This is a genomic window from Aurantiacibacter sediminis, from assembly GCF_016019885.1.
GTDB classification, from domain to species: domain Bacteria; phylum Pseudomonadota; class Alphaproteobacteria; order Sphingomonadales; family Sphingomonadaceae; genus Alteraurantiacibacter; species Alteraurantiacibacter sediminis.
In genome coordinates, this window is the sequence record NZ_JAEANY010000001.1 from 238,219 (window position 1) to 250,834 (window position 12,616).

9 protein-coding genes are annotated in these 12,616 nt (G+C 60.9%); 3 read left to right on the forward strand and 6 right to left on the reverse strand.

Annotated features, from left to right (window positions below; genetic code table 11):
- Nucleotides 1–4 precede the first annotated feature (4 nt).
- Entirely contained in the window at nucleotides 5–2,185 is a 2,181-nt protein-coding gene (locus tag I5L03_RS01290) for a M13 family metallopeptidase (protein WP_197919898.1), read from the reverse strand.
- Nucleotides 2,186–2,316: 131 nt separating this feature from the next.
- Nucleotides 2,317–4,101, reverse strand: coding sequence for an ABC transporter transmembrane domain-containing protein (locus I5L03_RS01295; RefSeq protein ID WP_197919899.1), 1,785 nt, complete (start codon nucleotides 4,099–4,101; stop codon nucleotides 2,317–2,319).
- A 257-nt stretch (nucleotides 4,102–4,358) separates the two neighbouring features.
- Here I5L03_RS01295 and I5L03_RS01300 point away from each other — a divergent pair, with 257 nt between their 5' ends.
- A complete protein-coding gene (locus I5L03_RS01300) occupies nucleotides 4,359–5,579 on the forward strand; it encodes a polyhydroxyalkanoate depolymerase (protein WP_197919900.1) in 1,221 nt (406 codons plus the stop codon).
- 273 nt (nucleotides 5,580–5,852) lie between these two features.
- On the opposite strand, the gene I5L03_RS01305 is transcribed toward I5L03_RS01300, so the two are convergent.
- From I5L03_RS01305 to I5L03_RS01320, 4 genes are read right to left on the reverse strand one after another with little or no spacing between them, the layout of a single operon-like run.
- Nucleotides 5,853–6,476, reverse strand: coding sequence for a DUF4126 domain-containing protein (locus tag I5L03_RS01305; protein ID WP_197919901.1), 624 nt, complete (start codon nucleotides 6,474–6,476; stop codon nucleotides 5,853–5,855).
- 46 nt (nucleotides 6,477–6,522) lie between these two features.
- The gene (locus tag I5L03_RS01310) at nucleotides 6,523–7,629 is read right to left on the reverse strand and encodes an acyltransferase family protein (RefSeq protein WP_325100023.1); all 1,107 of its coding nucleotides are present in this window, start codon (nucleotides 7,627–7,629) and stop codon (nucleotides 6,523–6,525) included.
- Entirely contained in the window at nucleotides 7,626–8,996 is a 1,371-nt protein-coding gene (locus I5L03_RS01315; protein ID WP_197919902.1) for a putative O-glycosylation ligase, exosortase A system-associated, read from the reverse strand. Before I5L03_RS01315 ends, I5L03_RS01310 begins: the two co-directional genes overlap by 4 nt.
- Nucleotides 8,989–9,174: a hypothetical protein gene (locus I5L03_RS01320; RefSeq protein WP_197919903.1), complete on the reverse strand. Its 186-nt coding sequence runs from the start codon at nucleotides 9,172–9,174 to the stop codon at nucleotides 8,989–8,991. The genes I5L03_RS01315 and I5L03_RS01320 overlap by 8 nt, the downstream gene beginning before the upstream one ends.
- Before the next feature lie 87 nt (nucleotides 9,175–9,261).
- On the opposite strand from I5L03_RS01320, the gene I5L03_RS01325 reads away from it, so the two are divergent.
- A complete protein-coding gene (locus I5L03_RS01325; protein WP_197919904.1) occupies nucleotides 9,262–10,491 on the forward strand; it encodes a TIGR04063 family PEP-CTERM/XrtA system glycosyltransferase in 1,230 nt (409 codons plus the stop codon).
- Between the two features lie 42 nt (nucleotides 10,492–10,533).
- Nucleotides 10,534–12,384, forward strand: coding sequence for a hypothetical protein (locus I5L03_RS01330; protein ID WP_197919905.1), 1,851 nt, complete (start codon nucleotides 10,534–10,536; stop codon nucleotides 12,382–12,384).
- The last annotated feature ends 232 nt before the right edge of the window (nucleotides 12,385–12,616 follow it).

Genomic DNA, 12,616 nt, shown 5'->3' on the forward strand with positions numbered 1-12,616 from the left:
GCGCTTACCAGATGCGGATGCGCTCTTCCGGCGGCAGATACAGCTCATCGCCTTCGGTGACATTGAACGCTTCGTACCAGGCATCGGTGTGACGCACTGCGTTGTTGAGGCGGAATTCACCCGGCGGGTGGTTCGCCGTCATCACGCGGTTGCGCAGGCTCTCCTCACGCTCCATGCCGCGCCAGATCTGAGCGTAGCCGAGGAAGAAGCGCTGATCGCCGGTCAGGCCGTCGATGACAGGTGCTTCCTCACCGCCCAGCGAAAGCTGGTAGGCACGGTAGGCCATCTGCAATCCGACAACATCGCCCAGCGTTTCACCCATGGACTGCTGCGCACGCAGGCAGACCGGGCCTTCGGGACTGTCGACCGGGCAGAAGCTTTCGATATATTCGCCCATGCGAGAGGTGAATTCTTCGAAACCTTCACGGTCTGCATCCTGCCACCAATTGCGCAGCGTGCCTGTGGCATCGAATTGCGAGCCCTGATCGTCGAAACCGTGGCCGATCTCGTGGCCGATCACAGCGCCGATGCCGCCATAGTTCACAGCCGCATCAGCGGTGCCGTTGAAGAATGGCGGCTGCAGGATTGCGGCAGGGAAGACGATGCGGTTGGTGAGCGGCGAATAATAGGCGTTCACCGTCTGCGGCAGCATGCCCCACTCGCTGGGATCGACCTGCGTGCCGAGGCGCGAGGTGTTGTCATTGATCGCCCATTGCGTGGCGCTCATCCGGTTGGCGAGCGGATCATCGCTAATTTGGATACCGTCATAGGTTTCGAATTCATCCGGATAACCGATCATCGGCACGAAGCCTTCCAGCTTGGTGCGCGCTTCGGCGAGTGTTTCCGGCGTCATCCACTCGTTCTGGTCGAGGAAGCCGCTCATCGCGATGGTCAGATTGCCCACCAGCGCATCCATGCGCTCTTTGCTTTCAGGCGGAAAGAACTGCTCGACATAAAGCGCGCCAAGCTGCTCGCCCAGCATGCCTTCGACATTCGAAATGCCGCGCTTCCAGCGGGGCTGCTGCTCTTCCAGACCGTTGATCGTCTGACCGTAGAATGCGAAATTTGCCGCATCGAGCTCGCTCGAGAGCACATCGGCATTCCCGCTGAGGAAACGGATAGCCATATAGGCCTTGATCGTTTCGAGCGGCGTTTCGGTCAGCAGTTCCATCATTGCCGGCAGGCCGCCGCCAATCATGGCGAGCTGGTCTTCGGTCAGGCCAAGCTCTGCGATCTCTTCATCGGTTGGCGGGAGCTGGCTGGCGAGGAAGCGATCTTCTTCGCTGAACTGGCCAGCTTCGAGCAGCGCTTCGATCGGGAATTCACCCGACAGCTCGACCAGCTCCTCGCGGCTCAGCACATTATAGGTGAGCTGCGGAACGCGCAGCATCTGGCGCGCCCATTCCAGTTCGGCAACGTTACGTTCGAAAGCGTAAACGGCCTGTGCCGCAGCGTCGCCATCGGCATAGCCGGCAGCTTCCAGCATGGTGCCGAGATATTCAATATAGGCTTCGCGGATTTCGAGATTGCTCTCTGAATCGACGAGGTAATAGTCGCGGTCGGGCAGGCCCATGCCGTTGAAGCCGATCGAGACGTTATAGTTTGTCGGGTTGCGCGCATCGATACCGACGCCTGCACTTACTAGGCTGGAATAGCCCGGCTGCTCCATCAGCCGCACCAGCGCTTCCAGATCGGGCGCGGTGAAGATGTTCTGTAGGTAGGGCTGCGCCGGAGCGAGGCCGCTCGCATCGATCGCTTCCACATCGACATAGGCGTTGTAGGCATCGACGATACGGCGCGCCGTCGTGCCTTCTGCCGGATTCGAATCGACCAGCTGGCGGATCAGGCCCTGCACATCCTCAACCGACTTTTCGCGCAGCATGTCGAAAGCGCCGAAACGCTGGCGGTCAGCCGGGATTTCGTTCTGTTCGATCCACAGGCCATTCGCATAAGCGTTGAAATCATCGCCCGGATCGAGATTGGCGTTGATGTAGTCGAGACCGACGCCCCATTCGCCAAAGTCCATGGTCGGCGTTTCGCTGCCGCCCATATCCTGGCCGACGAGTTCGTCATGGACCAGTTCATGCAGTTCGCCATCGTGATGGTGATGCTCTTGCGCCAGTGCAGGCGCGGTTGCGGCAAGGCCTAGGGCCGAGACCGTCGTAATCAAAATCTTGCGGATCATATCCGTGCAGTCCTCTCTATGAGATTGGGGTAAGCAATGACCAGTTTCGCACAGCAATGCGGGACGGTTTCTGTCGTTACCATATCGATGTAACGTCGATTCCGCTCGACGCAAGTCATCGCGGTAATGACTCACTTCGCCGCAGGCTCGTCAAACTGCAGCGAGGCGAGACGCGCGTAAAGCCCGCCTGTATCGCTAAGGCTGGCGTGATCGCCCTGTTCCACCATACGCCCGTCTTCCATCACCACGATGCGATCTGCCGCGCGCACGGTGGCGAGGCGGTGCGCGATAACAAGCGTGGTGCGGTTTTCCATCAGGTGGTCGAGCGCATCCTGCACCAGGCGCTCGCTTTCCGCATCGAGCGCGCTGGTCGCTTCATCGAGCAGCAGGATCGGCGCATCGCGCAGCAGCGCACGGGCAATGGCAACGCGCTGGCGCTGCCCGCCGGAAAGCCGCGCGCCGCCCTCGCCAAGGAATGTATCGAGCCCATCGGGAAGCGCACGCAGGAATTCCTCGGCATTTGCCGCGCGCGCCGCATCCCAGATCGCCTCCTCATCGGCATCCCATGCGCCGTAGCGCAAATTGTCGCGAGCGCTCGCAGCGAAGAGGATGCCTTCCTGCGGGACGAGGGCGATGCGGCGGCGAATGTCAGCCGGATCGGCCTGCGTCAGCGGCACGCCATCCAGTTTGATCGTGCCCGCCTTGGGATCGTAGAACCGCTCGACGAGCTGGAAGATTGTCGATTTGCCTGCACCTGACGGTCCGACAATTGCCACGGTTTCACCGGGCTCGACCCTTAGGCTGAAATCGGCGAGCGCCTCTTCATCAGGGCGGGTCGGATAGCTGAATGTGACATTCTGGAAGGCGAGGCCACCGCGCGGCGGTGTGGGCAAAGACTGCGGACGGGCGGGAGCGGTGATCTCCGGCTCCTCCTCCAGCAATTCGGCCAAACGGCTCGCGGCCCCTGCTCCGCGCAGCAGATCGCCATAGACTTCGGTCAGCGCGCCGAACGATCCGGCCGCGATAATTCCGCCGACCACAAAGGATGTGATCGTGCCGCCGGTAATTTCACCCTGGCTCACCAGTTCTGCCCCACGCCACAGCAGCAGCACGATAGCGCCAAAAATCAGCGTCATGATCGTGGCGGTCATGATGGAACGGATCAGGATGCGTTTTTTCGCAATGGCGAATGTCTCATCCACCGCGCCGCGGAACCGGCCGGCTTCGCGCTCTTCCTGGTTGAAGCCCTGCACGATCTTCATGGCGGACAGCACTTCCGTGGTGATCCCGCCCACATCTGCCACCCTGTCCTGGCTGGTGCGGCTCACGGTACGCAGCCGCCGCCCGAACACTGCGATGGGGATGATAATGATGGGGATGCCCGCCAGCAGCCAGACAGTCAGCTGCGGGGCGAGCCAGAAGAGATAGCCAACGCTCAGCACCGCCATGATCGAATTGCGCAGCGCGACCGAAACCGTGGTCCCGACGATCGTTTCGATGATCGCGGTATCCGATGTCATCCGGCTGCTGATTTCCTTGGGGCTGTTTTCCTCAAAGAAGCTTGGCGAAAGGCGCAGCAAGTTGGTGTACACCCGGTCCCTGATATCGGCGACGACCCGCTCCCCTATCCAGCTGACGAAATAGAAACGCAGCGCCGTGCCGATGCCGAGTACGCAGACGAGCAGCAGCAGATAGCGGAACCACCGATCGATATCGCCATCGCCGCCGAACCCGCGATCGACCACCAGCTTCATACCGTAAGGGATTGCCAGCGACATCACCGCCGCTGTCACAAGCAGCGCGATGGATGCGAGGATAATTTGCAGCGGATACTTCTTCGCTTCCCGCACAATCATGCGCAGGGGCTTCAGGCTCTTGGCCGGTTTGGGATCGTCTGCCGTTTGGGGAAGCGCCATAAGTACCTAGCGACCTAGCCCAATGCGTGGCCCCGTCAACCCGGCCTACAGTCTGGATTGGTTACGAGACATGGCAATTTTCCACTGCCGCAGTGCGGAATCTTTATGCCGCGTTGCAACATCCGGCAAAAAAGGGCATGTCACGGCATCTCGCGCACTAGCCCATAATGGCAGGCGCTCGAATTCCCGGTCGGCGGGAGAGGACGAAACCGTCCAGCCTGAAACGCCGCCGCCAATTACGCAGGGGACGCAACAGCTTGCTTTATTCCGCATATGAAATGCAAAAGGCGTGGTTCAGCTCGGCCAGCAATTGGGCGACGGTGGGCGCGCGGCTTTTGGACAATCCGTCACTCCCGATGGGCTATTTCGGCATGGGTCCTGCCGCCGCCAGCGCGCTGAAACTCTTCGCGCATCTTTATGAAGAGCGCGGCAAGCCCGATTTCGATATCCAGCCGGTGGATGTGGACGGCGTTCTCAAGCCCGTTTCCGAAACCGTGGTATTGGAAAAAGCCTTCGGTTCGCTGAGGCGGTTCAAGCGTGACGGTCTTCCCAAGGATGCGCCCAAGCTGCTGATCGTTGCGCCGATGAGCGGCCACTATGCGACTCTGCTGCGCGGAACGGTGCAGCGCATGGTGCAAAATCAGGAAGTCTGGATCACCGATTGGGCCGATGCGCGGCTGGTTCCACTGTCCGAAGGTCAGTTCGACCTCGACGATTACATCGACTATTTGATCGAATTTCTGCAATTCATCGGAAAAGGTGCGCATGTGCTCGCCGTGTGCCAGCCTTCGGTCCCAGCCTTTGCCGCCGCCGCAGTCATGGGCGCGTCGAAGGATCCGTGCCGACCCAAGACGCTCACCATGATGGGCGGCCCGATCGATACGCGTGCGAGCCCGACGAGCGTGAACGACCTCGCGATGGAAAAGCCGCTGAGCTGGTTCGAGAACAATGTGATTGCGACCGTGCCGTTCAACTATCCGGGCGCCGGCCGCAAGGTCTATCCCGGTTTCCTGCAGCTGGCAGGCTTCATCAGCATGAACCTGGTCGATCACATGATGAGCCATTACGAGATGTTCAAGCACATGACGATTGGCGATCATGACAGCGCCGACCGGACCAAGCAGTTCTACGACGAATACCTTTCGGTCTGCGACATGACCGAGGAATTCTACCTGCAGACGATCGTGCATGTGTTCCAGGAGCATTCGCTGCCTAAGGGCGAATTCGTCCATCGCGGCAAAGCGGTCGATCCCGGTGCCATCCGCGATACCGCGCTCCTATGCATCGAAGGCGAGCTGGATGACATTTCCGGCATCGGCCAGACGCGCGCCGCACTCGACCTCGCCGAACATTTGCCGATGGCGAAGAAGAAATACCACCTCGCACGCGATTGCGGGCATTACGGTATTTTCAATGGCAGCAAATGGCGCGACCGGATTGCCCCGGTGGTCGAAGAGTGGATGAGAGCCAATTCTTGAGTTGCGAAGCCGCATCCGCGGCTTCGTCCTCGGTGCTATTCACTACGGCGGGACTACGTTCCGCCTGCGCGGCACCTGCGGGCTTCGCGGTTGCTCGCTGTCGCTGACCTGCGGCCAGCGAGACTAGCGCTACCTACATTCGGTGTCGCGGAGCACGCTCGGCGACCTGCCGAGGGCAAGGCCTAATGGCCGCCCGCAGCGGGCGCAGCTTGCCTGCGCGTATAGCGAGGACGAAAGCGCGGATGCGCTTTCTAAAAACAAACTCACTCAAACTCAAACCGATGCCTCGCCACCTTCCCGCTTCCCGAACACCCGCTTCAGTAGGCGGCGGAGCATAATCACCGTCCCGATGGCCAGCGCGAGCAGGACCAGCGCCACGCCTGCGGCAGCCCAGGGGTATTCGTAGACGAACCACAACAGGCCGATCGTCGCGACATCCTCTGCTGTGGACATGGCGATATTGCTGACGGGTTCAGGGCTTGTGTTGATCGCCGCGCGGGCGCCTGCCTTGCCGCCATGTGAAAGCAGTGCGCCGCCGCCGCCGAGCAGAAAGGCGAGTACTTGCAGGGCAGGATCGCCCGGATCGACGATGGCGAGCGACAGCAGCGCGCCGCCAATCGGGCGCACCAGCGTGTGAACCGTGTCCCACGCGCTGTCGAGCCACGGGATCTTGTCGGCGAAAAACTCCGCCAGCGCGCCAAAAGCGGCCACGCCCATCACCCATGGGTTGGCGAGTATTTGCAGCGATTCGAGATGCTCGGGCAGCGGCACATGGCCGGTACTCATCGCCAGTCCAGTCGCGAAGATCACGAGATACAGCCGCCAGCCCGCCAGCAGGCTCATGCTGCCCGCTATGCCGATGATTTCCATGATGCCGAGTGAGCTCGTCCCATCCATGCGCGCGAGTATTCCCGCAGGCGGCGCAAATGTCGAGCTTGCGCGCCTATTCAGCCGGGACGGCCCTGCGGCGCTTGGACGGCGCGAAGCGATTGAGTGCGCGCTGGGCTGGCTTCTCCAGCAGGCGATAGGCGCAGTGGCTCAGGATCAGGAGGGCCACGCAATAGAGCGCAAATCCGCCGGGCCCGATCTGCACCCGATCATCCGCAAGGAAGATCTTGGCGAGGATGAATAGCGGGAAGTGAATGAGGTAGGTCGAGTAGCTGATATCGCCGAGCCATTCGAACACCCTCCCGCCGAGCATCCACGCGACAGGGCCCGTGGACAGCGCCAGCGCAAGCAAACAGGCCGCAAAGCCGAGCGGGAGAAGAAAAACTTGCGCGCGTTGGGTCACTATCCAAGCCGCAACCAGCATACAGCCGAGAATGGCAGGCCAAAGCGCAATCACTTCGCCATCGCGCCAGCGCAGCCACAGCAGCGCCAGCATCATGCCGATTATAAATTGCAGCACGCAGCGGATAAGGCCGAGCCGCGTAATATCGCCGCCCAGCGTAGTCGCTCCGAATGCGGTGAAAATCCCCGCCAGCAGCAATGCGCATCCGATAATGACCGCAATAAAAGCGGGCGCGCGCAAAATCTCCCATCGGGCGGCCAGTACGATGAAGGGAAACAGGACATAAGCGCCCAATTCGGCGCTGATCGACCACGCGGGGTGGTTCCAGCTGAGCGCATCGGTGAAGCCCCAATTCTGCAACAGCAGCACATGCAGTGGCAGTTCGACGAAGGGATAGCCTTCTGTCGAGCGCCCGGTCGCGAGCAGCAATAGCGCAAAGCCTACCATCGCCAGCAAAACGGCAATGTGCAGCGGCCAGATCCGCGCAACCCGCCGCCACCAGAAATCGGGCGCCCCCGCCAATCCGCTTTCCCGCAAGCGCGGCCCATAATTGAGCCACATGACGAAGCCTGAGAGCATGAAGAACAGGTCCACCGCCAGATAGCCTTGCGCAAACACGTCAATCAGCGCGTCCGGCACCCAGTCGGTCAGCGAAAGCCGTGCGTGGTAAAGCACCACAAACCACGCCGCGATCCCGCGAATGCCGGTGAGCGCGGGGAGATGCGGCGGCCGCTCAGGCGGAGCGATGACGGTTGTCACGCAGATGCCTCTGCAGGCTGGCGATCCTTCAGCCACGGGCGGGTTTCTGCCGTCTCGAACCGTTTGTCGCGCCGCAGGATCGTGGCGAGCGCAATCTCCAGCCCCACCATCATGAAGATGAAAGGCTGATAACCCACACCGATAAACAGCGCGCCGACCAGGTAGATAACATGGCCATGCTGCAGGGCGGTCGCGAAGCCGCGCCATTTCACCGCCTCTTCATCCGTGAAGCGGGCATAGCGACGGCGAATGCGCTCCATGCTGATCAGACCCGTCAAGTGAATCGCCAGCCAGATCGCAAAACCGAAATAGCCCTGCTCACCCAACACTTCGAAATAGGCCGAATGGTAGGCGCGGCTTTCCTCTGTAATCTCGATATATTCGACCTGCTGCGTCTCGCCCAGCTCGGTCACATTGCGGGTGTTGTAGGTAAAACTGTTGCCGCGATAGGCATCGAAGCCGCCGCCCGTGGGATTGGCTGCCACATAGTCGAGGGTCCACTGCCACACCGCCACGCGGGTGGAGGCGGATTGGTCCGACTGGTGATCGGTGATGGTCGACATCCGCTCTGTATAGGCGGCGGGCAGAAAGGGGATTGCCACCAGCACCGCAGCAGCGGCCATGCCGGCGAAAAGGAATTTGTGCTTCACGCTGCGCATCATCAGCACAGCCAAAGCGGCGATGCAGACAAGGCCCGTCCGCGTTTGCGTCCCGATAGGTGTAAGCAAGGCGGCAAAAGTCAGCGCTAGCGCAAACGCCCAAGCGATCCGTCTCTCGGTAATGATCGAAGAATAGCGCCCGACCCACAGGATGAGCGGGATCATGGTGATCGCGACGGTGGAGAGCGTGCTTCCTTCGTAAAGGCCGCTATTTTCCTGCACCAGCGATACAAGCACGCCGTAACCGCCACCGCCGGAAAACACCGTCTTGATGCCTGCGGGAATGATGATCGTCGCAGCGCTCAGCACCATGATCAGTGCAGCGGATTCCAGCCGCAGTTTCGTTCGCAAGGTCAGCGGCAGGAAAGCGGCAAAGACCAAGGCTTTCCAGACCCAGTCCCATTTCTCCCATGCCGAGTCCTGAAATTCCGCCCCCAGCGTCGTGTAGCCGCACCACAGCAACAGCATGATGATGAGCCCCTGCCGAACAGAGGGCCTGCTGCCCTGCTTGTTGTCGAGCAATATATAGCCGCCGAAAGCTGCAAGGAAGACGATCAGCGAGACCTGCAGGCTGGTGAGGAAGCCCCACGCTACTTTCTGCGGCGCGACGATATCGACATAGATATAGAGCAGCACCCAGAGGAACGGGCGCTTGAAGCCCATTGTCAGCATGGCGGCGATGAAGGCGAATAGCAGGATATCACGCATCGCCTGCGCCCTCCGCCTTTTCACCCATCGGTGCGCCATCGCGAGGCTGGCGTTCCCAGCCGCGCGGCGACTTTCCATCCTCCGGATCGTCATAATCAAGATCATCCCGGAACAGCATGCGCCAGCCGACCAGAAGGATCAGGCCGTGCGTCAGCAGGATGGAGAAAATATCGATCACAAAGCGGTTTCCGAATGCGGTTCAGCCTCGCCCATACGCGCAAGCTCTTGACGCTGCGTTAAGCAAGATGTGTCAGATGCGAGCGCGATGACCCGGATTTTGCACGTTCTCGATCATTCGCTGCCGCTGCACAGCGGCTACACCTTCCGCACGCGCGCGATTCTGACCGCGCAGAAAGCGATGGGGCTGGACGTTCGCGGGATCACCGGTCTGCGCCACAGTGCGGATGGCCCGCGCGTCGAAGAGGTGGACGGCCTCACTTTCCACCGTACACCGGGCAATGCGGAAGGGCCCGCTGGTCTCAAGGAATGGCGGGAGATCGGCGCGCTTGCCGATGCGATCGTGGCGCTGGCCGAGGAGTGGCGGCCCGACATCCTCCATGCCCATTCGCCCGCGCTTGATGGCCTCGCCGCGGTGCGCGCGGGCAAAAAGCTGGGCATTCCGGTGGTCTACGAAATTCGCGCCTTCTGGGAGGATGCCGCTGTCGGCAATCTCACCTCCACCGAAGGCTCATTAAAGTATCGCCTCACACGCCAGCTAGAGAACATGGCGGTGAGCGGCGCAGACCATGTGATGACGATTTGCGAGGGCTTGAAAAGCGATCTCGTGTCACGCGGTGTCTTGCCCGACAAGATCGGCATCATGCCCAATGGCGTGGACCTGACGATGTTCGGTGAACCCGCCCCGCGCGATGATGCCTTGGCGGATGCACTCGGCCTAGGTAGCGGCCCGGTGATCGGCTTCATCGGCAGTTTCTACGATTATGAAGGGCTGGACGATCTGATCGCTGCCATGCCCATGCTGATAGAGCGCCATCCCGATGCGCGGCTGCTGATGGTCGGCGGTGGCCCCATGGCAGATGAGCTGAAAGCGCAGGCTGAAGCCTCTCCGGTCGCCGATGCGATATGTTTCACTGGGCGCGTGCCGCATTCCGAAGTCGAACGCTATTACGCGCTCACCGACATCATGACCTATCCGCGCAAGAAAAGCCGCCTCACCGATCTGGTCACGCCCCTCAAACCGCTCGAAGCCATGGCGCAGATGAAACTCGTCGCCGCAAGCGATGTCGGCGGTCACCGTGAGCTGATCACCCATGGTGAAACCGGCGTGCTGTTCGCGCCGGATGATCCCGCGAACTGCGCAAATGCGCTCGCCGACCTGCTCGATGCGCGCGGAGAATGGGATGGCTATCGCGAGCGCGGCCGTGCGCATGTTCGCGATAATCATGACTGGCACCGCAATGCACAGCGTTATCAGGTCGTTTACCAAAGCTTGCTAGGTGACCCCGGGAATAGCCAGAGGTCGAATGCCGCCTGATCATTCAGGATGCTGCGGCCGGGCGCGACGATAGGATTTCTCATGGCATCCATGCCGATCGAACAGAAGCATACGTCACGCGGAGGCAGCAGGCCGCCGGTCAGTGCGCATCCCGCTTTTCCGGCGGTGGTCGCACTGTGGTTTGCTGCGCTGCTCGGCCTCGGCAGCCTCATCCTGCCGGGTGCGCTGATCGAACGGCTCGTCAGCGCTTCTGGCATAGCCTCGCTCATTCCCGCCGCCGCACCGCCTCTCGGCTTTACCGCCCGCGCTGCCATCGCTCTCGCGGCGACAATTCTCGGCGCGCTGATCGGCCTTGTCGCTGCGCGCCGCGTCGCACGCGCTCGAACCAGCAATGACATGGATGATGATCTGCTGGAGGATCTTGATCTCGAAGACTCTGGTCACAAACCTTTCAATGCCGAAATGGACCTTGAGGAAGACGGCATCGAGCCTGACGCTGACGAGGTGGAGCCCATTCAGGAAGTGCAAGGCGATGCACCGAAGAAGCGTCGCCGTGCGCTGGCGATGCAGGAGGTAGAGGGCCCAAGCGAATTCCTGATGGCTGCGCCGCTGCCCGGTTCAGATGAATTAGGGCATGACATCCTGCTGGATGATTTGCTCGATCTGGATGCCGATGCTGCCTTTGAAGAGGTTGAAGTGACAGGCCCTGCCGAGGCGTCGGAGCACCGGCCGGAGCGGCAGGAATTTATCGCTCCCAAAGAGGAACCTGCAGAGCGGTTCGTCGATGAGTCGAACGAAGCCGCGCCGGAGCCGCTGCATTTCTCCCCGCCATCAATGGCCCGGCTGGAAGAGGATGGCGAGGTTGAGAACGACGTGCGGCCGTTTGATCTACCGACCGCTTATGAGCCGGATGCTGCTGACGAAAGCAGTGTCGAAGAAAGTGGCGACACCGACGAAAGTTTTGAGGACAGCATGACGGACCAGCAGTTTTTCGATTCCGATCCCGAAACGTCCTTCGTCACTGAAGACGCTGAGCCAGATCAGGCAAATGCGACAGCGGACGAAGATAGCGTCGAGAATGACGGCCTTGTCCAGCTCGTCCAGAAACTGGGCAACACGCTCGAAAAGCACCGCGAATGGTCTGCCAAGCGCGCCGCAGAGGCGACAGCGCCTGTGCATGCCGCCTTTGACCCTTCCAATGAAGTAGGGGACGATCCCGCTCCCGTCCCGCAAATGTTCGAAGCTGCTCCGCAAGCAGAGCCCGCCGAAAGCGCTCCTGCGGTTCCGCAAGTATTCGAAGCCGCGCCGCCCGAAGATGCTGCCGAAGCCATGGCTGCCTATTTCAGCAAACCTACAGACAGCGACCCGGAACATCCGACCGTTCCAAGACCCGCTCCAGGCGAAGCCTATGCTCCCCTGTCGGCCAATATGCGGCTCGGCGAAGACGTCGAGGATGAAGATGACGACGACCTTGACGAGATCGGCGCATCTTTCAGCCTTCCTCTCAAACAGCAGGTCACAGCGCCGGAACCGCAGACGGCAACGCCCACGCCGCGCCCCGCTTTCGATATTCCTCCTCCCTCGCCAAGTCTGCATCAGCCAGCCACGGAAACTGACGACACTTCGGACGGTGAAGATAGCGATACTGCGGTACAAAGCACCGACCATTCGCGTGACGCCGCCTACGGCTCGCTGTCTTCGGTCAGCAACCCGTTCAAGCAGAATGCATCCGAATTTGTCCGAATAGAAGATGCCGAGCCTGCTGCGGACGCGCCGCGCCCGGCTGTCGTTTTCCCGCATCAGGAAACGCGCCAGTCAGAGCCTGTCGCAAACGCAGCACCCGCCTCGCAGGCGCGCAAAGCTGCCTCGAACGACGACAATGAGCGCGCCCTTCGCGAAGCGCTGATGAATTTGCAGCGGATGGGCAAGTAAGCGCCCACGGCGAACACCGCCTCGCGCGCCTTTTCGCCACAGTCAGCCTCTGAGCAGTATCAAGGCGCGTGCATAGCTTTGCACCGCCCTTCTGCCCCCTTGTGCGCTGCAACAAAATTTGCAAAAGACTTTTCATGTCGCCATAGGGGTGGTTCACGACATATTCGTGCAGCCGCGTGCTGGAGTAGCGCAATTCGTTACCGGTGAAACCGGTTTCGGAAGCACTCTCTAT

Coding starts and splice junctions, on each gene's coding strand:
- I5L03_RS01290 (WP_197919898.1), bottom strand. CDS start 2,185: ATGATCCGCAAGATTTTGATTACGACGGTCTCGGCCCTAGGCCTTGCC.
- I5L03_RS01295 (WP_197919899.1), bottom strand. CDS start 4,101: ATGGCGCTTCCCCAAACGGCAGACGATCCCAAACCGGCCAAGAGCCTG.
- I5L03_RS01305 (WP_197919901.1), bottom strand. CDS start 6,476: ATGGATGGGACGAGCTCACTCGGCATCATGGAAATCATCGGCATAGCG.
- I5L03_RS01315 (WP_197919902.1), bottom strand. CDS start 8,996: ATGCGTGATATCCTGCTATTCGCCTTCATCGCCGCCATGCTGACAATG.
- I5L03_RS01325 (WP_197919904.1), top strand. CDS start 9,262: ATGACCCGGATTTTGCACGTTCTCGATCATTCGCTGCCGCTGCACAGC.
- I5L03_RS01330 (WP_197919905.1), top strand. CDS start 10,534: ATGGCATCCATGCCGATCGAACAGAAGCATACGTCACGCGGAGGCAGC.